The 21,403-nt window shown below is 53.0% G+C and carries 17 protein-coding genes; 9 read left to right on the top strand and 8 right to left on the bottom strand.

The window, feature by feature from the left end; translation table 11 throughout:
* Window positions 1-161: 161 nt before the first annotated feature.
* Window positions 162-542, bottom strand: a complete 381-nt coding sequence (locus tag VAE55_RS05245) for a single-stranded DNA-binding protein (RefSeq protein ID WP_322814754.1) — start codon at window positions 540-542, stop codon at window positions 162-164.
* A gap of 161 nt (window positions 543-703) precedes the next feature.
* On the opposite strand from VAE55_RS05245, the gene VAE55_RS05250 reads away from it, so the two are divergent.
* Together VAE55_RS05250 and VAE55_RS05255 are read left to right on the top strand one after the other, a co-directional pair.
* Window positions 704-3,715, top strand: a complete 3,012-nt coding sequence (locus tag VAE55_RS05250; protein WP_322814755.1) for a GAF domain-containing protein — start codon at window positions 704-706, stop codon at window positions 3,713-3,715.
* A gap of 914 nt (window positions 3,716-4,629) precedes the next feature.
* Window positions 4,630-6,240 carry an SH3 domain-containing protein gene (locus VAE55_RS05255; RefSeq protein ID WP_322814756.1) on the top strand — a complete coding sequence of 537 codons (1,611 nt, stop codon included), beginning with the start codon at window positions 4,630-4,632 and terminating at the stop codon, window positions 6,238-6,240.
* A gap of 380 nt (window positions 6,241-6,620) precedes the next feature.
* Here the strand turns inward: VAE55_RS05255 and VAE55_RS05260 are convergent, their stop codons facing one another.
* Both VAE55_RS05260 and VAE55_RS05265 read right to left on the bottom strand, forming a co-directional pair.
* The gene (locus VAE55_RS05260) at window positions 6,621-6,884 is read right to left on the bottom strand and encodes a hypothetical protein (RefSeq protein WP_322814757.1); all 264 of its coding nucleotides are present in this window, start codon (window positions 6,882-6,884) and stop codon (window positions 6,621-6,623) included.
* Window positions 6,885-7,038: 154 nt separating this feature from the next.
* On the bottom strand, window positions 7,039-7,326 hold the full coding sequence (locus tag VAE55_RS05265; protein WP_322814758.1) for a hypothetical protein: 288 nt from the start codon (window positions 7,324-7,326) through the stop codon (window positions 7,039-7,041).
* 633 nt (window positions 7,327-7,959) lie between these two features.
* On the opposite strand from VAE55_RS05265, the gene VAE55_RS05270 reads away from it, so the two are divergent.
* From VAE55_RS05270 to VAE55_RS05280, 3 genes are all read left to right on the top strand, one after another.
* Window positions 7,960-9,054, top strand: a complete 1,095-nt coding sequence (locus tag VAE55_RS05270; protein ID WP_322814759.1) for an NYN domain-containing protein — start codon at window positions 7,960-7,962, stop codon at window positions 9,052-9,054.
* Window positions 9,055-9,234: 180 nt separating this feature from the next.
* Window positions 9,235-10,182: an ABC transporter ATP-binding protein gene (locus VAE55_RS05275; RefSeq protein ID WP_322814760.1), complete on the top strand. Its 948-nt coding sequence runs from the start codon at window positions 9,235-9,237 to the stop codon at window positions 10,180-10,182.
* A 5-nt stretch (window positions 10,183-10,187) separates the two neighbouring features.
* On the top strand, window positions 10,188-12,455 hold the full coding sequence (locus VAE55_RS05280; protein ID WP_322814761.1) for an ABC transporter permease subunit: 2,268 nt from the start codon (window positions 10,188-10,190) through the stop codon (window positions 12,453-12,455).
* Here the strand turns inward: VAE55_RS05280 and VAE55_RS05285 are convergent.
* Entirely contained in the window at window positions 12,439-12,924 is a 486-nt protein-coding gene (locus VAE55_RS05285; RefSeq protein ID WP_322814762.1) for a nitroreductase/quinone reductase family protein, read from the bottom strand. The genes VAE55_RS05280 and VAE55_RS05285 overlap by 17 nt on opposite strands.
* A gap of 793 nt (window positions 12,925-13,717) precedes the next feature.
* Between VAE55_RS05285 and VAE55_RS05290 the strand changes: the two genes are divergently transcribed.
* Window positions 13,718-14,977 carry an MFS transporter gene (locus VAE55_RS05290; protein ID WP_322814763.1) on the top strand — a complete coding sequence of 420 codons (1,260 nt, stop codon included), beginning with the start codon at window positions 13,718-13,720 and terminating at the stop codon, window positions 14,975-14,977.
* Between the two features lie 190 nt (window positions 14,978-15,167).
* Here VAE55_RS05290 and VAE55_RS05295 read toward each other — a convergent pair whose 3' ends face one another.
* From VAE55_RS05295 to VAE55_RS05310, 4 genes are all read right to left on the bottom strand, one after another.
* Window positions 15,168-15,788, bottom strand: coding sequence for a hypothetical protein (locus VAE55_RS05295; protein ID WP_322814764.1), 621 nt, complete (start codon window positions 15,786-15,788; stop codon window positions 15,168-15,170).
* 29 nt (window positions 15,789-15,817) lie between these two features.
* Entirely contained in the window at window positions 15,818-16,633 is an 816-nt protein-coding gene (locus VAE55_RS05300) for a hypothetical protein (protein WP_322814765.1), read from the bottom strand.
* The gene (locus tag VAE55_RS05305) at window positions 16,630-17,631 is read right to left on the bottom strand and encodes a hypothetical protein (protein ID WP_322814766.1); all 1,002 of its coding nucleotides are present in this window, start codon (window positions 17,629-17,631) and stop codon (window positions 16,630-16,632) included. The genes VAE55_RS05300 and VAE55_RS05305 overlap by 4 nt, the downstream gene beginning before the upstream one ends.
* A 711-nt stretch (window positions 17,632-18,342) precedes the next feature.
* Window positions 18,343-19,485 carry a glycosyltransferase family 4 protein gene (locus VAE55_RS05310; RefSeq protein WP_322814767.1) on the bottom strand — a complete coding sequence of 381 codons (1,143 nt, stop codon included), beginning with the start codon at window positions 19,483-19,485 and terminating at the stop codon, window positions 18,343-18,345.
* A gap of 252 nt (window positions 19,486-19,737) precedes the next feature.
* Between VAE55_RS05310 and VAE55_RS05315 the strand changes: the two genes are divergently transcribed.
* The 3 genes from VAE55_RS05315 (at window position 19,738) to VAE55_RS05325 (ending at window position 21,287) form a co-directional block, all read left to right on the top strand.
* On the top strand, window positions 19,738-19,932 hold the full coding sequence (locus VAE55_RS05315; RefSeq protein ID WP_322814768.1) for a DUF2892 domain-containing protein: 195 nt from the start codon (window positions 19,738-19,740) through the stop codon (window positions 19,930-19,932).
* A gap of 474 nt (window positions 19,933-20,406) precedes the next feature.
* A complete protein-coding gene (locus tag VAE55_RS05320; RefSeq protein ID WP_322814769.1) occupies window positions 20,407-20,916 on the top strand; it encodes a DUF4405 domain-containing protein in 510 nt (169 codons plus the stop codon).
* Window positions 20,913-21,287 (top strand): hypothetical protein, encoded by a 375-nt coding sequence (locus VAE55_RS05325; protein ID WP_322814770.1) that lies wholly within the window; start codon window positions 20,913-20,915, stop codon window positions 21,285-21,287. The genes VAE55_RS05320 and VAE55_RS05325 overlap by 4 nt, the downstream gene beginning before the upstream one ends.
* Window positions 21,288-21,403 lie beyond the last annotated feature (116 nt).

A 21,403-nucleotide genomic window follows, 5' to 3' on the forward strand; every position in this document is an offset into this window, starting at 1 on the left:
GACGATCTATCCGCGTGCATCCGCCTCACCCGCGTCCATCCGTGTTCCACCCCTCCCCCCGTCGCGCTCAACGCCCCGCACCACTGTGGTGACGTAAGGTAGCAACTTGGATTATGCTACGTATCCAGCATAGCAATAGCGGTTGTCATTATCTGTACATACTATTCCTCCTCCTCACCCTCGTGGCGGTTGTTTCCACTATCAAGAAAGATGATCTCGTCAGCGCGGACATATGTCCGTGAACGGGTTTGTCCACTCTCCTTATCCTGCCAGCTATCGGTGCGCAGGCTTCCCATCACCATAACCCGGCGCCCCTTCTGCAAATAGTTACCACACACCTCTGCCAGCCGCTCCCACGCTTCCACCGTTGTCCATTCAGTTTCACTCTGCCGCTTCCCTTGTTCGTCGGTTCCGCCCGGACGATTGGTAGCCAGGCTGAACCGACAGAACGAAACGCCATTACCTACTTGCCGCACCTCCGGATCGGCTCCCAATCGTCCGATCAACTCGACCCGATTCACCGTACCGCGAAAGCTGCGCATCACCCGCTCCTTTCTGCTTGCAGAATTGCACCGGTCATATTTCTGTTGTCATGTAATAAACCGTGATTAGCGCCCAAAAGTGTCGCGGGAATTTGCACCTATTTTTGATAACAGGTATCAAAAAAGTGTCAGAACGGATAACAGAGAGTATAATGAGAGTTATGACACACTGGCTCGACTCACCCAATCCATCTACCGGCACCTCCGGCATCACATCATCGATTGCGACGATCCTCGCGCTCAGTAAAACAGTGCTCTCGTCGCTTGATCTGGCTGATGTGCTGCGACGGGTGCTAGTTGCCACCCGTGAACTGACAGGTGCTGATATCGTGTCGATCTGGCTCCTTGATGAACGTGGTGAGTGGCTGATCAGTGCAGCCACATTGGGGCTTGAAGAACGTAAGGAGCAAGATCGTAACTTTCGGTTACGGGTTGGGGAAGGAGTCGCCGGTTGGGCGGTCGCCAATCGTCAGGTCTTGCAACTCATCGATCCAGCCAATGATCCGCGCTATGTGCAGCAACTTGATCGCCATCCGGCAGTGATTCTCGCCATTCCGCTAATTGTCCGTGAACACTGTGTCGGTGCACTGAGCCTATCCCGGTTTGAGCTGTCAGCACCATTCAGCCAGGAGATCATTGAAACCGTCTCGATCTTTGCCGATCAGGCAGCGATTGCTATCGATAACGCTAACACTGCACAGGCGTTGCGGCGGGCTACTGCCCGCGAACGAATTCTGGCAGCCAGTGTGGCAACCGATGATGCAGAAACCAGGATATTACAGGAGCTGGCAACCGTACTCGGTACCACACCGCGCCTGATCACGAGTACCTCAAGCGGTGCAACGTTTGATCATGCCAGCTGTCCAATTTCTGAGCGTGATTTTGCCCGTTGGCGACGTGAGGGAGCGTTGATCGTTGATCTGCGCCTCGATGGCCTACCGGCCTGGCTGGTTGCTGATAAACCAGGTCATTATTGGACACAGGGTGATGCTGATCTGCTGGCATTTGCTGCTAGTCAGATCATGTATGCCCGTCGGCGGGCATACGAACAACGCTCACATGCCCGTGCTGAGGCTCTGAGTCACCTGGTGACATTGATTAACGCACGCATCGATCAGGTGAGCGTTCTCGATCATATTCTTGCAGAGTTGCATCGCTTTATCAATTTCGACTCAGCCTGTATCTTTGTCGCACCCAATGAAGAGTATGTCCGTCTGATCGCACAACGCGGTCTGCGCAGCCCCTTCGATCAGGTCACCCTCTTTGCCGGTGAAGGGTCACTGATCAACGAATTGCGCCGGTTGGGCACAGCTATCTATGAGCCTGATGTTCAACAGCTCCCGAACTGGCAAAAAGTTCCTGATAGCGACATCATTCGTTCGTGGATCGGGGTACCGCTGCGTGTTGATCAGACAACGATTGGCTTCCTGACAATTGATAAGTGGACACCCAATGCTTTTACAGCCGAGGATGTAGCGACGGCTCAGTTGTTTGGTGAGCAGGTGGCAGTTGTGATCAATAATGTGCGCCTGCTCCGTGAAGCGCAGGAGCGGGCGCGTCAGTTTCAGGTACTGCAACAGTTCAGTGTGCGAATTGGCACGATCCGTGAGATTGATCGTCTGCTCGATGAAGCTGCCCGACTTCTTCACCAATCGTTCGGTTATTATCAGGTCTTAATCGGCGTCATCGAAGATGATCACCTGGTGATACAGTCGGCGGCCGGTCATCTCCGCAAAGACCCCCAAACCTTTCCACCCACCCCACTCAACATCGGCATCGGCGGTTGGGTGATCACCCACGCCAGACCGGCTATTGCGAATGATGTAGCCCGCGATGAGCGGTACATCAGTCATCCCAGCTTACCGGCGACTGCTGCCGAGATGGTTGTCCCCATCCTGGTTGATGAGCGTGTGTTCGGCGTGATTATCATTGAAAGCGCAGTCAAAGGTATCTTCAGTCAAGGTGATCTGGAGCTGGTGATGGCAATGGCTCATCTGATAGGCGTAACCATTGCCAATTTGCGTCACGATGCCGAATTACAGCGGGTACGCGATCAGTTGATCGAGCGGGATCGATTGCGTGCCCTTGGTGAACTATCGAGTGGTGTCGCCCATGACTTTAACAACCTGTTGGCAAGCATCCTGGGTCATGTACAGTTATTGCTGGCCGAAAACCACGATCCCGGACTTGAAGAAGGGTTACGGGCGATAGAGCTGGCTGCACTCGATGGCACTGCAACGGTCAGACGATTGCAGAGCTTTGCCCGAAGCAGTCGTTCGACACCGAACAGTACGGTGAATGTGAATCAGATAGTCGAAGAGAGTTTAGCCCTTACCAGACCGCTTTGGCGCGATGAGGCCCAGAGTCGTGGGGTTGTGATTACCATCCACACCGACCTGACACCATTGCCATCAATCATCGGCGATGCACCAGCCCTGCGTGAACTGGTTATCAATCTCATCCTCAACGCTCTTGACGCAATGCCAGAAGGTGGCACAATTACCCTCCGCACCGCTCTCGCCCCACCCCAACGTCTCGGCGAGGCAGCCATGCTACTGGAAGTCAGTGATACAGGGGTTGGGATTGATCCGTCCATTCACGAACAAATCTTTGCGCCCTTTTTCTCGACAAAGGGAACACGTGGTACCGGGATGGGACTGGCAATTGTCCGCAGTGTCGTTCAGCAACACCGAGGGCGGATTGAGCTTGAGAGTGCATCTGGCGCAGGTGCCTGCTTTCGCATCTTGCTACCGATTGGCACACCTCCACAAAGTGAAGTAGCACAACCAAAGCCTCCCGAGATACCATCACTCAACATTCTGGTTATCGATGATGAGGATGCAGTGCGTAACGTATTAGTGCGCCTGCTACAACGCCTTGGTCATCAGGTAGATAGCGCAGGTTCAGGTGAAACTGCTCTTAGCCAATTCGTAGCCGGGCGGTATCACGTGATCTGTACCGATCTTGGTATGCCGGGTATGTCGGGCTGGGAAGTAGCCGCACAGGTACGTCGAGTTGATCCGGCAGCACGTGTTGTCCTGGTTACCGGTTGGAGCGAGCAGATCGATCCTGACGATGCGCGTGGACGGGGAATTGATGCGATACTGGCGAAACCGTTTACAATTCAACAAGTCCAAGCTCTACTCGCTAGTGTACTGTCGGATAGACAGTAAACCACCCCGCCCCCGATAAATATCCTCTCCCTTCCAGATAATTCGTGCGTATCGACAGTAGCATTGCACAACATCAAACACGGTACAAACGTATACCTTCTCTATTTGTCCAGAATACACTATCCATAACTGGCCTACACCTGATCCCTGTATCGGGTGGTAACCGGGATAATGATCGATCTTGGTACGTTCCAAAAGGATGTGTTCTGAGCGTGTCCGGTAGCGACGCACGGTCGTGCGCCCCAGTATGATTTGGTGTTACGACGTCGGGTCAGCGCAGCCCGGAGGTAGGATGGTGCAGGTGCGCCCCTAACGATGTACACCAGGATATGCCATTCGTGTCTGGTCAGTGAAGACCATTCGATATGGGTAATGCATACTCTTTAGTACTCCCTACCTTCTGTATGACATCGCTGATGTGCAATCTCCCCGAACAAATGTTGTGTTTGTACGATAGACTGATAAACATTATCAGATTCATCGATAGTTTCTTAAACAAAAGTTCCTTGTGTTTAACGCACTGCCACGAATAACCGACAACGCATGTTTGCCACAAAGCGTCATTTTTTATATAAAAACATTTAACAGTCAAATACGTCTCAAATGAACACTTGTTGGCCAGATCAGGCACTACAAAGAAGAAAAATTGCACAACTGCCATCGGCTATTGACAAATGACGAAAAATATATTACTATTTCTCTACTTTTACGACGCTACGCTGTGATATGGCTTTCGAACGACAGCACAGTGTGAACGCCGGCAAGAAGCTGAAGCTTGACTGACAACAACCTGACATTAACCTCTGCGTCGGCTTCGCTTCCTAACCCTGCCGACCTCCGGCGCCACCAGGTGTGTGGTATTGGTATGATCCTTTATGCCGGTGGTTAGCAGCGAGAAAGAGGAAAGACGCTCCATGATTGAGCTACATCACGATCGCTCTGGTGATCTACTTCCGCTTGAACTGCAACGTTTACGTGAACGAGTAGTTCATCATCGAAGTAGATACTTACGACAATCGCGACCGTTTGCTACAATCGCTTCATTCGTCCACTCTGCGCCAGAACTACAACGCAGGCTTCGCCAACTTCCCTCTCGGTATCTTCTCCATTCGGTGGTAACTCTCCTCTTACCGGTCGCCCTTCTGTTAGGGCAATTACCACTTCGACCGGTAAAGCCAGTCGTCACCACCCCCACAACGACACCAGGCGAGATTGAGGGTGCAGTGCCGATGTATATCCCCGGCCCACTGAATATTGCCTCGGCTCAGACAGGAGAGGTAGTGGGCGATTCACCACTCGATACCGATGAGACATTACCGGTGCCGTTGACTATTCTCTCCCGCAGTGAGATGACGGCACCGCTAATTGTGCCGGCAACCGTGATTGCCGAAACTGCCAAAGTCCGCAATGGCCCCGGCCTTGCGTATGACGATATTGCTCGCCTTTCTAACGGGGCAATAATTGAGGTCGTTGGCCGCTATGGAGAATGGCTACGGTTCCGTACCGCTGATGACCCATCGCTCCGTTGGATTGCTGCCGAGCTGGTTGATTTGCCCGAAGCAGTTTTCTACAACTTGAAGCCAGTGGATGATTCTGATATTCCACCACCACCACCACCACGGGTCGCAACAGTACGCGAAGATGGTCTCAATCTCCGTGATGGACCTGGTACGAACTATGTCAGTATGAAACGCCTCACCGCCGGGCAAGAGTTGAACCTTGTTGAGCAATTCAATGGTTGGTTCCTGGTTGAGACCGGTGGTTTATTCGGATGGGTAACCTCTGAATTCCTTAGTATTGCCTCTGGCGTTGTAGAGCGCGTTCCGGTGGCAGCAAGTATTCCTGATCCTAATCCACCACTTGTTGGTGCAGTACTGGAGAACTCGGTCAATTTGCGTAAAGGTCCTGGCTCAGCCTACGAGCGAATCGGTGCAGTCAATGCCGGTACGGAAGTGAAGTTACTTGCCCGTCACAAGGACTGGTACCGGGTTGAGCTGGCCAATGGCACCAAAGCGTGGATATATGCCGAGCTATTAGGTGTAACGCCGATGGCTGCCCGTCGGGTTCCGTACACCAATGACATACCGGCTCTGCCTAACCGTCATCGTCTGGCCAATAGTGGGCCGGTCAATATTCCTGCCAGTGGTGATATAGCTAGCTATTCGGTACAATTCGTGGGGTATCGCTACGTTTGGGGTGGTGCTAGCCCGCGCACCGGTTTCGATTGCAGTGGACTAACGTCGTATGTTTACCGTCAGTTTGGGGTCAGCTTGCCGCGTAGTGCTGCTGCTCAGTTTAGCACCCGGTATGGGGCAATGATTGGTAGCATGAGCAATCTCGCACCCGGCGATCTGATGTTCTTTGCTAACACCGGCGGTCGGCGCGGCATTACCCACGTTGCCATTTACATTGGCAATGGTCAGATGGTACACGCTATGACGCCGGCTTACGGTGTACAGATTTCGAGTATCTGGAGTTCTTACTGGACGAGCCACTTTGCCGGTGCGATTCGTCCATACCGCTGATAAGACAGCGTTCGCGCTGGAGGGACAGGCTACCAGCCTGTTCCTCCAGATTCATTTACCGACAGAGTCATGTACCGACAAAAATATGCACTGCCCACGCTCGCCGGTACGTGCAGTGGTGCGGGAGTGAGGCTTCCGCACGCCAAACCATGGTCATGGACACACTGGCCTGAAAACCATATCCACGCCGGTGTGTCATACCACAGTGTGTGCAGCAGAAACGCCGCTCTCCGTATCCGCGGTCTGCACAAGCAATGACTCCCGGTAAACCGGATTTAATTATGAAGTAATAAGGGCACGGCATATCGTGCCCCTACTATGTCAGCGTACCCCACGTATGAGTGAGTATCACCGCAAACTCGTCACGCCAATCCTTTAGTTCAATGGACGCGCGTCCGACCGTGAGCGTCGATAAGCAGCAGCACGGCAAGAATGATCGTTGACAATCCGATAAAAAGCGCTGCGGTGTCAATCGTCAGCACTCCCATGCGAACAAATGCCCCGAAGCCAGGAATCATCCAGACCAGCCAGCTACAGACGATCACGGCCCGCTGTTCAATTGGTGACAAACGGCGTGCACCAAGCGCCAGCACCGCTGTGGCAGCCCACCCGATCAATCCGAGCAAAAATCCCTGCACTTCCATCGCTTCCTCCGCGCTGCTGCGTTGCAACCCCGATCAGCTCTCCCTTGAGACTGATGGTGCCATCACTCGATGGCTGTCTGCTCGCATCATAGCAGAAGCTTTGGATGATTTCAACAATTAAAGCGGCATATTATTTGTGCAAAATGTCTAAATTTCACAACCGTATGTAGCGAATGATCAGCGCGATAACCGTGATCACGATGACCAGCAGCAACGAGAAGCGGCGAATAGCCGGCAGAATGGGATCAGCGCGCACGATAGCCTCAGCAGGAGGAAAGAACTGCGCCATGTGGAGCAGTCCGAGCAAAATGATCAGCGAAGTAAGGACCAGGCTCCCGGTCAGCAGCCAGGCAAAGCAGAGGAGAAGCGTAATACCGATAATACTCCAATAGGTCAGATGGTTGCCCATATCCGGGCCATCGCTGCGCTGTGGTTGTTCCATAGGAAACTCCGGTTTCGAGAAATGGTGGAATACATTCAGTATACCTGAATTAGCATTGGCTGGCATGGGTGTTAAGAGAAGGAATGAGCCGATGCTTTCGTAGGTAAAAGTCATGGCACACCATCTACCGTCACCCTCACGCTACGTCCTTAAGCGCTCCATTCTGGTACGCACAAGCTCGCATCCCCTGCGAGCGCGTGTTTCCGGAACGTCCAGGGTGTATCACCACTCTGAACCGGTGCACGGCGGTAGGAACCATGCGTCACCGGTGCTTCCCGCCCCCGCTGGTAGCGGGAGAGAGTGGGACGTGTCGCAGCGCACTGCCAGATGCAGCATCACCACTATCTGCACGCTATTAATCGCCCACGCACTCCACCTGAGCACGAATGCACGTGAACCGATTTTGTGCTCCTGTAGCGAACTACCAGCGTTCACCGGGGGCATGCCTGGAGTATTTCCAACACGGGTATGACGACCCGAATGATGCAAATCAAGATTTGCTACAGGCTCTCTGCAGGAAAGCAGTTCAATGGTAATGCAGTGGTAACAGGTTTCTTCTACGCTACATACGGATCACCGTTCAACGTGTAATAAAAATGTTGTTATCTTTAAATAAGCAGATTACAACAATTGATGGGTCGAATCGTGCAACAGATACAGCTTCCTCGCATAGCATTACTGATCGATGGTGAAAATTGTCCTGCGGCTCAGGCAAAAGTTGTCCTGAAGATTGCTCGACGCCAGGGTGATCTTATCGTGAAACGAGTGTATGCTAACTGGTCACAGCCTGCCAATCAGGCATGGATCGAACCAGTAGCACGTTATGGCTTACAGCCTGTTCATCACGAACGGGTTGCTACGAATAAGAATGCCACCGACATTCTGTTGGTTGTTGAGGCAATGGATCTGCTACATGGTGGACAGATCGATCAGTTTTGCCTCGTGACCGGTGACAGTGACTATGTGCCGCTAGTGAAGCGCTTACGCAAAGCCGGCAAAGAAGTGATTGTGATTAGCAGTAAACACGCCGCAGAGGCGCTCAGGGACGCGTGTAATCAGTTTATTTCGCTTGAAGAGGTGCAGTACAACCCTGGTTTCGCACCACCGTCACCATCTCCGGTAAGCGGAGTAACGAACACCGCAGGTGATACAGCAGGACCAGACTCGATGCCCGCGCACACGTCCAGCAATCAGTCCCAAGCAGAGGTAAACACCCATCCAGATGTGACATCGGCGGCCATCAGCAATGAGCAGGTGACACCTGACCGTACTCCCACCACCAATCCCCTGTTGGGCACGCGAGAGACTACACCTTTCACGAATGGAGTAACCCGACCATTACGCGAGGCTGTGGAATTACTCGCCGAAGCCATCAAGCGAACTACCAAATGTGATAGCGAGGGCTGGGTGAGTGTGGCAATAGTTGGTCAGGAGATCAGAAAGCTCGATCCAACATTTCACCCAAATCGCTTTGGGCACGCCAGTCTGTCCAAACTGGTGCTGGCGATCGGTAGAAGTGTTCAGATGTTTGAAACGCGCTCGCAGAGTATCTCGCGGAGGAACGGTGAGGTTGAAGTGCATAGCAATCAGCTTGAAGTGCGCCTCCGTCCAAAGAGCGCCAGTACAGCATCCAGTGAAGTTCAGGCACGCCTGAAAGATGGCAATGTGAGAGATACCGGCAACGTGCTATGCTGTTCGTGTCGATCGTTTTTTGTAGAGGACGCCTGAAAGATGGCAATGTGAGAGATACCGGCAACCCAGTATAACCTGCATAAAGCACCTCACTCTCCATACCCGTTTCAGCCGCTTCTAGTTACAAACCTGCGCTACAATACTATACTATGGAACGCATGAACTCTACCCTGCCATGGGTAGATCGTGAGATAAACACGATAATGTGAGTAGTTCATGATTGAAGCCATTCAGCTCGGTAAGCGATTTGGTGATTTTGTTGCGGTACGTAACCTGAATCTGGTTGTGCAACCGGGTGAGCTAGTGGCACTGCTGGGGCCAAACGGTGCTGGGAAGACGACGACGGTGCGGATGCTGGCAGCCATCCTGCCGCCGGGAAGTGGGCAGGCACGCATTTGTGGCTACGATGTAGTCAGCCATGCTCAACGGGTACGGGGTATGGTTGGTTTGCTCACCGAATACCCCGGTCTCTATGGCCGAATGGCCGCATTGGAATACCTCGCCTTCTTCGGGGCATTGCTCGGAGTAGATACAACGTTGTGTCGTCAGCGGAGCGAGGCCCTCTTGCGTCAATTTGGCCTGTGGGAAGTACGTGATCGGCAACTGGAGAGCTTTTCCAAGGGTATGCGGCAGAAGATGGCGTTGATCCGGGCGCTAATCCATGATCCACCGGTGCTCTTTCTCGATGAGCCGACGACCGCTATGGATCCGCAGAGTGCGCGCACAGTGCGTGATGCAATCGGTGAGTTGCGAAGTGCGCAGCGCAGTATTCTGCTGACGACCCATAATCTGAGTGAGGCAGAAGAACTGGCCGACCGAATTGCGATTATTCGTGGCGGGCAGATTATTGCCTGTGGCTCGTTTGCCGAATTAAGCCGACAGTTGCTCGGTGAGCCGGCGTTTGAGTTAAAGCTGATCAATCCAGCCGATCAACCAAGGGCAGTTGCAGTGCTGCGTGATCTGGTTTCTGTACAGGTGCTAGATGTTGACCGGCTGGGCTGGCGGACTGCTGAACCACACTTGCTCCATCCGATACTTTTGAACCGGCTACTTACCGCCGGTATTGGTGTGCATAGCCTGGCTGAACAATCGTACCGACTGGAAGACCTCTACTTGCGCATTGTTGCTGAAGACGAAGCCGTTCCGACTCCACGATCACGGTGATGATGATGAAACGATTTTCACTCTCTCGTCCGACGATAGCCACCTTGCCGGTACAGCCGCCGCCGGCGTGGTGGTTGATTACGCACCGTGAATTACGCGATACCCTGACCGATTGGCGCTTGCTGACGCCGCTCGCGACGCTGGCGCTGGTCTTGCCACTGCTGGTAGCGGCTGCGGCGCTGGCGCTCATCCGCTTTACTGAACAGGTTGAGCTTGCCGTTCAAATCATTCCGTTCGCGATCTTGCTGGTTGGCTTTTTGCCTGCCGGTTTCTCGTTGATCCTGGCGCTCGAATCATTTGCCGGCGAGCGCGAACGCAATACGCTGGAAACGCTGCTGGCTATGCCGTTAGGGGATCGTGAGCTGTACCTCGCCAAATGGACAGCGGCACTGGCCCTGCCACTGATCGGCGCTCTGCTCAGTCAGATGGTGTTTGGTGTCACTCTGCTGGTGTTTGCGCCTGATGTAGCTCTGGTCGCATTTCAACCACTCCGTCTGTTGCTGTTACTGGTGCTGGTGGTGACCATGGCGATGGTCATGGTGAGCGGGGCGGTGATCATCTCTGCCCACGTGACGACGGTGCGAGCGGCCAGTCTGCTCTCCAGTTTGATTCTGGTGCCGCTGGCGTTGGTTGTGCAATTGATCGCCTTTCTCATCATTGGTGATCGCTGGGATGGTGTGATCGGTATCTGGCTGGGATTGAGTGGGCTTGTCGTGCTGCTGGTTCACATCGGTATGCGCTCGTTCAGTCGCGAAGAGCTGCTGGCCCGCGAAGAGATTCGTAAGCCCTGGTTTGGCTGGTTTTACCGACGACCACGCCGACAGATTGCGTGGTTTGGTGGGCATCCGGTATGGGTAGTTGCCCGGCGCGAGATGGTGGAAATCACGCGCGATTGGCGTTCGCTAACGTTGCTCGGGTTTCTGGCATTCCTCATGCCCATCGGTTTAACCGCTGCAATTCATGCAATCTCGCCCCAACTCGATGATCCGCTGGCACTGGCACCGCTGATCCCATTTGCAGGCGTCCTGGCTGGATTTGTCCCGATCAGTTTTGCGCTGGTAGCCGCACTGGAGTCGTTTGTTGGCGAACGGGAGCGTAATACGCTTGAGGCACTCTGCGCATTACCGATCTCTGATCGCCAGCTCTTCCTGGGTAAACTGGTTGGTACGCTGTTGATCCCTCTGCTGACAGCTCTGATCACACAGCATCTCTTCTACGGATTGGTAGCACTCAACTTTCCGACGCTCTACGCTGATGGTATGTCACTAACCTTACTGGGCCAGATGAGTCTGATGACCATTATGGTCGCGGTTGCCCTGGTCTCAGGCGCAGTAAGCTTCTCTATCCATGCCGGTAGCGTGCGGGAAGCCTCAATGATGGCTTCAGCGATTCTGCTGCCGACCACGGCAATATTGCAGGCTCAGGCACCCTATTTCATTGCCCGTCGGTTTGACGTAGTCTGGCTGGCAATCGCAGGGTTGCTGGTCGTGGCACTTGCCTTTTTACGCAGTGGGATGCAGACGTTTCAGCGGGCTGCTATCTTTTCGCGGAGCCGGGAAGAGATGAGTTTACGACGGATGTGGTCGGTCTTCCGGCGTTTCTTCAACGAATATCAGCCGGCAGGCTCGCCTCTCACTGCCTATCGCGGCTTGCCATTCTCGCCGACACGTTGCTACCGTCACGAATTCCCGGCACTGCTGAAAGAATTGCGTCTGCCACTCCTCGTCAGCCTGCTGGCCGCAGTGGGTGGAAGTGTGTTTGGGCTGACGTTAGCGCGCACGCTGGTGCTGCCACCGGTTGAGCAGGCGCTCGCCACGCTTGCCTTCGGGCCGGCACCGTCGTTATTCCTCGTCCTCTTCATCTTTGCCAACAACCTGCGCGTATCGATCCTGTCGAACCTGCTGGCGCCGGTGAGCCTGGGGGTGTTCCCATTTCTGGTACCGGCCACTGTCTTTGCCCAGATCGGGTATGTCTGTGGACGTTTATTCATCAACAGTGGCGGCTCATTGAGTGATCCGCTGCTCTTCGTCAGCGCGTATCTGCTGCCGCACGGCATCATCGAGCTACCAACCTTTATGGTTAGCGCGGCATTGGGACTGCGGATGGGGACTGCACTGTTGAGTACGCCGGGCGATTTCAGCGTTGGTGAAAATCTGCTGTGGGCAGCAGCGCAGGCGACGAAGGTCTGGCTCTTGCTGATTGCCCCACTAGTCCTGGTTGCGGCTATTGTTGAAGGACTGGTAACCCCGCTGGTGATCAGGCTGGTGTATTGAGATCAAGCACCACTATCGGTATGGTACGCCCGGCCCGTTGCGCATACGCAGCGAAGCCGGGATAGTAGCGGACTGCCCGCTCCCACAGCTCGAGATACTCGATACCAGATGCTTCGTATGCCCGGCAGGTGAAGGTGCGTCCATAAATGTTCACCTGTGCGACCGGATTCTTCTGCAAGTTATAGTACCAGGCCGGATGTTGCCGACGACCAAAATTCGAGGCGACCAGTACTATTCGATGGCCATCGGGTACAAACAGCAGTGGTGTGCGACGTTGAGCACCACTACGCGCACCGGTAGTGATCAAGGTGAGGGTGGGGTAGAGGAGGGAGACGACACCGAAGCGGCCACCGCTGATCCGGAGCAGAAAGCGGTCAAATGGTTGGATACACGTGCGGACGAACCAGGCACCGGGGCGGGTAGCCGAGAGACGGGCGACAATCAATTGAAAACGGCGAAAGATTCGCATCGTACATCACAGGTTTTTGATCAGGTGAGGATAACAGTGTATGCATTAAGTGAACAACGTAGTTACCGCTGTTGCGATACACTGTAATGACTTTAACACGTTACCGGCGATCTGTCTACTTTGACTAACAGAGACACCTTCAATCTGCTGAAGGCGAGAGCGCTATCTCTGCATATATCCCCTGAAATGATTTGCGAGTGTGTGAGAGATAGGTCTTGGGGAAGCCATGCAAGTCCTCACACTCTGCCCCATCTCCCGCTACACGAGAGGGGAGACGAAAGGTCCAGGCGTTGTGCTGGTTTTATTCTGTCCGCCCGAACCCAGCGCAGGTAGGGGCGGGTTTAGAACCCGCTCCACCAGAACCCGCTCCACCAGAACCCGCTCCACCAGAACCCGCCCTTCCGTATCAGACAGGTTACTTCCATGGTTATTGCGCCCCCGCAGAGCGGGAGCAGAGAGCCAGATTGCTGCTGGTGAGAAGGGTCGGTTGGTATGGCCAAAGGTGCGGGCGCAATAACCAGCGGTTAGAGTTGACACGCTCCGCTCGCTGCGCTTGCTCCGCGTGCAACTCAACCGCGGGCCGATCATCACAAATGGGACGGATAGTCACAGATCACCGCATATCCGGTGCCAGGCAGTGATACGGCGCATCACGCAAGATTTGATAAAAAGGCGATGCGCCGGCAGTACGTTGCGCTTCATTAAACCCTATTCCTCTACGCTCTGACAGTATTTGACAAGACAAAATCTTTTATAATACCAACAGCATACACTTCGTCACGGAGATCATCGCATGGAACAGACTATTCTCGACCACGTCGTCGTCACTCGCCGGATTATTGGGGCGCTCTTTGTGACCCAGAGCCTGGCATCAGCGGCATTTATTGCCAATATCGCCGTTAATGCGATAGTTGGCGCTCAACTGAGCGGCAACGACGCCCTGGCCGGCCTGCCGGCAACGCTCATGCTGGCGGGAGCTGCACTGTCAGCATATCCAGCAGGGCGAGCGATGCAGCGTTTTGGTCGGCGTCCGGGATTGACTGTTGGGATGCTGTTGGGATTAGCCGGAATGCTGATCGATGGGGTGGCGGTGATTAGCCACTCATTCTGGCTCTTTCTGGTTGGTCTGTTTCTGGTTGGTATGGCCCGCGGCATTACCGATCAGAGCCGATATGCGGTAGCCGATGCAGTGCCACCCGCCCGGCGGGCGGGAGCCATCAGCACTGTTGTCTTTGCGGGCACGATTGGTGCAGTTGGTGGGCCGTTGCTGGTAGGACCGCTTGGACGGATCGCAGCAGCAGGAGGCATGCCAGACCTGACCGGACCGATGTTTGGGGGTGCGCTGCTCTTTGCCCTGGCAGCCCTCACTCTGTTCGCTTTTTTGCGCCCTGATCCACGGGTGCTGGCAATACAACAGGCGAATCAGCCGGTAACGACCACGATGACACCGCTGACGGCAACCCGCTCATTACCCACGATCCTGCGCGTACCACTGGTGCGCACCGGCTTGATCAGTATGGTCTTGGGCCAGGTCGTCATGGTACTGGTGATGAGTGTCACCTCACTGCACATGAGTCATCATCATCACGGGCTTGACAGCATCTCGCTGGTGATCGGCGCTCATACATTCGGGATGTTTGGTCTGTCGATGATCACCGGGCGGATTGCTGACCGGTTAGGCCGCCCATTAACCATCATTGCAGGCGCTTTTTTGCTGATCACCGGTGCGCTCATCGCGCCGGCTTCACTGCTCACACCCTGGCTGGCGTTGGGGTTGTTTCTGGTTGGATTGGGGTGGAACTTTTGCTACATTGCCGGTTCATCCCTACTGGCCGATGCGATCACGCCTGGTGAGCGGGGAGCAGTCCAGGGCGCCAGTGATCTGCTGGTCAATCTCGGTTCGGCCCTGGGCAGCCTGAGTAGCGGTTTCATTCTGGCCGGATTCGGGTATCTGGTGCTCTGTATCATTGGAGCTGTTCTCAGTTTAGCCCCCTTGAGTGCTGCACTCTGGTGGGGGCAATCATCACGACAGGTTGTGACAGGGGCTGATTAGAACGAGGCCAAGAACGAGGCCAGGGTGCTCTAAAACCAGGAAACCTGGAAACCCTCAATTGCATTGCCGTTCAAGGTGAGGCTTTTTGTCACGTGAACTACAGAGTCACTATCGTGTAGTGTGTTTGAGGATACATTATCCTGGTGATGCAGGTTTTACCAAACTCGTCTCTGGCATATCCCGACTGTCTTCAGCGTAGTATGCTCAAGGGAAGAATTAATGGATTAGCATTAACAATCATACCATCACGAATGAAGAAGGTTGCAATCGGTACAGCAGGTGTGGTATTTTCAGCGACTCTCAGATACGCAATATAACGACCGTCCTCTGGCTGGCCACGATGACTTAACCAGGGTTCTGCTGGATCAAGTAGATCTACGTCGAAGGAGAGATAGCCGTTTTCCATTGCAGGTGGTATACCTGAGAGTAAATGGATGGGTTTATCATCACGTAAAGATGCACCGCGCACCTCAAGTATCAGTACGCCTGTCCCCCCAATGTGTGCGTCAATCAGCAATCTGGAACCATCGAAACGACTTTGAGCCGTAATTGCCAGTGATTGCCTCTCAGGCGGGGGTATTGTGCGTAATTCTTCCAGTACTCTCATCCGCTGAATGTTGAGCGTATCCACCTGACCAGTAATAAAGGTAGGCTGATTGATTGCTACAGGAGTAACGATCGTAGTAGCGCCAGGCGCAACAATGTATGTGTTCTCATCTATAGTGATGGTTTGAGAAACCAAACTAACCACATCCAATTCCAGAAAAGCTCTGGTCAACGGCATTGATAACGGAAGTACCTTGTCATTCAAAACTATTCGATCAGTTTCTACTGTCACAGTTAATTACGAAGGATACGTCGATGAAATTGCCTTGGTACCGGCTGCGCCAGATCAATAGCAGCACGTAATCCTGGATCGCGAACGTACAGTACCAGCCCGTGCATATTCAAAAGGACACCCTGTGCGTCAAAGCCGTAGCGCAGGGGATCTTCGTCAGTTGCCAGCAAACCGTAGTCAAACACTTGTCCAGCCTGTGGATTGCGCAGGCCGGGATAGTAGCGTGTTCGTTGCGAACCGTACAGTAATGCCCCTTCCGCTTTCAAACGCTGGATCAGCCCAAGCGCGATGATGCCGGGTATACGTTCATCTGATGATACAAAGACTGATGCACCTTTCATCACCGGAATAGATGGGTTGGCCTGTGGCGTTATTGTGTAGATCAGAGCATCGCCAATTTCATCTCGACGTTGAAGCAAGGGCGTATTGTCAGCCCAGGCCAAAAAGTGGGTTAGTTTCTCTGGGTCAAATTCATCACAATGGATGATCAATGTATCTACGCCAATCAATGCGAGAAAGCGTATCGTTTCATCGTCAGGTAAGCGTTGAATCTGTCGTAGCACATCAATTGTACCAAATGGAACCACCCCACTGTAGCCGGTGACGAGCGGTTTCCAGTGATATATCTGTAGAAACTGACGCATAACAATCCGCTCCAGCTCTGCGCCGCGCGGTATAGCACCTGCCGGCAATTCCAGTACAGCTCGTACATCGGACTGTGAGCCAAGCCATGAATACACCGGCTTTGGTGAAGGAATAGTAGCAAGAGGCAGGGGAAAAGAAGCGTGTTCAATCAGGCCAATCATTCCTACGATCACAGAAATGACTGTTGCCAACCGATAGTTCGTGATGCAGCGTAGCCATTGAACCATATACACCAGAGCAGCACCGGTAGTATCGACAGTGACAGATAAGATAGTACCGCCCAGCGTGCTGGAACACGCAGTGCACCAAAGCCAAGTACGTATTCGTAAAGCAAGGTATACAGCATCGGCACAGGTAAAACCTCGCTACCGCGCTCCAGGCGTATACCGGTGCCGAACGATAACACACATGCACTAAAAGCCAGAAGTGCCAGAAAGATCGCATCAAGGTAGTTGATTGGCAAAATACCTGATGTCTTTCCACGACCGATTTTTGCCCAGACGACCAAAATTAGTATGGCACTGGAAAGGATGATCGTGACAAAGCCGGGGAATAGAGCAAATTCACCACCACTGGCGGTAAACCACGCGCTCTTTCCACCGTAAAGCCAGTTTGTCGGTGCTACTGCTAGGTAGGATTGAAGGGGTGCTGACCAGTTATCAAGTTCACGGAGTGATCGAACGACTCCGATATACTCGTATACCCGAATGTAGGGCTGTGTCAGCGGAATCGCAACGAGCGCAGCCAGTAAAAGCCCTGACAGCAGTCCTCCTAATCGCTTCCAAACGTCGCTTCGATAACCCGATCTTACAGCAGTCCATAGCCAGACTAACGTGTACAGACCGAGAGTGAACGCGGCAAAAAACGCATAATACAGTGCAGTAACACTCTGAATCCCTGTAAACAAACCAAACAGAACTGCATCAACCCATATGCTGTGACCTTTTATCTGGCGATATAGCAAACGCCGCAAGAAGAGCAGCGCCAGTGGTAACCAGGCAGTTTGCAAAAGTTGTAGATGAACAAAATGGGTTATTCGATACGTGCCAAAAGCAAACAAAGCCCCAGCAAAAATAGCCCCAACAATGCGTATTTTGCTGTCACGGACATTTACCAGGATGTCGTTTGTTAGTAAATAGATAGCCCATCCTGTAAGGACGTAGCTGAGCATGACAAGCAGATTGTACGCCAATACGGGGCCACCTGATATTATCCATGGCAATGCAATGGCGGTCAGCAGAAGGTGATGATCGCTGTACGCTAATGTTTCCGGGTAGGGATAGAAGATTGGTGCATTCCAGATGCTTTGAGGATTGGTAAGAAAGGCGTGGGCATTCCAGGCAAATACCTAGGTTTGCAGTAGAGGATCGGCTCCATAACCAACTGCTGTTGTCAAATGCGCAGACAGCGGCCACGTAAAAACAATTGTTAGGGCGATGTATATCAATAATGGACTGGATACACATATCAAATTGGTAGCGAATCGAATTATCGACATACGTTTGATGTGTTCTGCAAAATTCAGGCGATCAGTATTACAATTAACCAGCCAATTCGTTTCCAAAAAGGTTGTAATGGTGTTATGATATCCAAACTTTACAGGATTATCGCCAGAGATATTGGCAAATTTGCTTGATTAAACCAAACATTACGCACCGTGCATAAAATAAAAATGATAACTACTATCAAGATAACACCTGATTTGCTGCTAGCGCATTGTAAGTGTAAGCCCAGTCATTGTCAACTAACGTAGATATAATCTTACGAACGTCAGTGCTCAGTCTGGTGAAAAAATATCTGCATTCAGGTGCAATGAGCGTAACGACAAACAGGTACATTTTGCAGGAATTTCTGTGATGCGATCAGGTAATTATGTTGTTCTTCACAACGACCGGTACAACTCAAGATGCGCAGCGGCAATATTCTGCCAGTCAAAGCGACGGGCAGCCTGACGAGCTGCTTCACTCAGCCGAAGTCGGGCATTGGGATTGCTGAGCAGAGAGATAATCGCTGTTTTCAACGACTCAGGGTGGACAGCGGCAAAATGAACAACACCGGTTAAAGCAGCCGCGGTTGCCGGTGAGGCAGGTGGAGTGGTGATGACCGCACAGCCGTGGGCCAGGGCGGCGATCAGGCTACCGCGACGTAAAGAGGCTCCGTCACGAAAAGGAAGTACGATCAGGTCACAGGCATGTAAGTATGCCGAGACTTGTTCAGCAACGATGTGGCCGGTAATGATTACCCGATCCCGTAACGCAAGCGTCTCAAGACGTTGCTGGATAGTTCTTGCGTACACCCGATCAGTCGGTGAGGTTGCGGCCCCCCCAATAATCAGCAAACGCCAGGCAGGCTGATCGGCAATCAGATCAATCAGCAGATCGATCCCTTTACCCGGCGATAAGAGACCAAAATAGCCAATCAATGGCATCTCATCGGAAACACCCACATCGGCACGCCAGATAGATCGGTCATACCCCTCTGGCAAAACAGGATCAATATTGGCTCCTATCGGGATTAGATGAGGTCTCACTCGCGCTGCCCGCAACGTCGTCTCGTCTTCAGGATTGGTGACAATCACCGCTCGCGCTGTGCGGGCCGGGAGCAGGGTTACCCACTCACGTACCACACCCGCTTTGGGAAAGAGGTACGGCGGCAACAGATCGTGATAGGTAATAGCCGTTGGCAGACGAGAGCGCCGCAAAAGCAGCGGCAAGAGGTTCACCCCGATCTTCATCTGATAAGCACCGGTCTGGTACTGGATGTGACACCAGTCAGGGCGCAACTGGTGTACTAGTCTGGTCAGTCTGCCAAGTGAACCAATCCCCCAACCGGCTCGACCTGCCGGTGTCGGTAGCGCTCGATCCCCGTCAGTTGTTACCTGCCAGAACTGCCATTTGCGCTTGACAACAGTCACAACGATAGCATCGTGTCCGTTACGAACCAGCGCCTGCCCCAACCGCTGGGTATAATCGCCAACCCCGCCCGGCTGCGGCGGATACTCACCGGTGATGAACAGAATGCGCATCTCACTGCTCTCCTCGTAAACGCACTGTCTGGCATACAATACCATAAACCGGAAATAACATTGTTTTTGTAGTCGTGAAGAGTGGCAGGGTCGCTCGTGATTAAAGAGCGATCTTTCGGTACATGGTAGAGATTGAACAACCCAAACCTTGCTGTGATCGTCGCCGGTAATGTGACTTTGTCACTGATCGACGGTCGATTATTTGCTATCCTGCAATCAGGAACACCAGTATGCAGGAGTAAGGAGGATACGATGATACCGAACATGGGGAATATTGATCGCATTGTACGTGTCGTGGTGGCGTTGCTGGTAGCGATACTGATTGTCACCAATGTGTTGTCGGGCATCTGGGCCTGGATCGCCGGTATTCTGGCAGTGGTCTTTCTTGCCACCAGCGCCATTGGTTTCTGCCCGCTCTATCTGCCGTTCCGCATCAAAACCCGCTAAAGCGTGAGAGCCACGGCAGCTAACCCTGTTGGCAAGAGAAACAATCATCGGGAAAGGGCACGGTACATCGTGCCCTTTCTGTTTGGATGCAGAAACGGCGTGCTGTATCCCTGCATCCCAGTGTGTGATAGCGACAATGGCGTCTGGGAAAGCAACGGATACTGTGATCTTCCTGGTATAGGGGTTGCCTGGCTGACGTTCGTTCTATTCACGCTGTCCATAATCACTCACCTTTCTTCACAATTCGTCAGTGTACCGACTATTACCGGTATCCGGGCTGTATCGCGCCATCCGCAGATACAGCCAGGCAGGCAAGACGGTGACCCAATGGCGCATCAGCACTGCTTTCCATCCCCTTCTGGTAATCTGGCAGTGAATCTTCATAATCCTCTTGCAGCCTCTCTACAAGTTCTTCACAATCTCCCCGCATAATCGTAAACGTAGGAACACAACAACTCACGAGGAGATGACCTTATGAAACAGGTAAAGCCAAACCTGATGAACTTTCTGATCGACGGTGCAATGTTTCTGGCCTTTCTGATTGCGACTGCACCACGCTTTAGCGGATTAGCGATCCACGAGTGGTTGAGTCTGGCGCTGGCAGCAACCATCGTCACCCATCTGTTGTTGCACTGGCAGTGGATTGTTGCGATTGGTAAGCGCTTCTTTGCAAAGACGACATGGCGCTCACGACTGAATTATCTACTGAATGCACTGCTATTTGTTGCCTTCACCGTCACCATTGCCACCGGTATCCTGATCTCGCGCGAGGCATTGCCGTTCTTTGGTCTCACGATGACACGTGATCGGACATTGGAACTGCTGCATCATCAGGCGTCTGATCTCACTGTGCTACTGTTGGGGTTGCATGTGGCCATCCACTGGAGCTGGATTGTGGGGATGGTACGCCGAATCCTGCCTCAGCGACGGTTATTACGCAAACCGGTTGTTGCAACGAGTCGGCTTGAGGAGGTACAACAATGAAACTGCTGGGTCGTATTCTGATAATCCTGGGAGTCGCCTGTTTGATCGTGATGGGGATGAACTGGCTTGTTGCCCAACAGATCCTTCCTGTCAATAGCAGTGCATACCCAGAGCGGTTCGTCAGTGATGAGCGTGGTGAAGGGTTCAGGTGGGCTGAACGTGGTGGAGGGTTCAGGGGAACGGAACGTGGTGGCGGTGAGTTTGGTGAACGAGGTGAGCATATCGCCGAAGCTCCATCACCGGCCAGCGCAGGCGATCTGCTCGGTACGCTGGCTAAGATCGGCATTATCACCGTGATTGTGGTAGCGATTGATCAGGTCATTCGGTTCTTTCGGCACCGTTCACGACGGCAGACGGCATCGGCAGCGTGATCATACGCTGGCCTACTTATTGCAGGGTGAAGGGTCTGTCTACACCCACTTTTCTTCAGGGTTACCAGTAGACAATGCGAAACGAACCGCTTGAAAGCGTAGAAGACAGCCAATCT

This window comes from Chloroflexus sp. (assembly GCF_034432675.1).
Lineage (GTDB): Bacteria > Chloroflexota > Chloroflexia > Chloroflexales > Chloroflexaceae > Chloroflexus.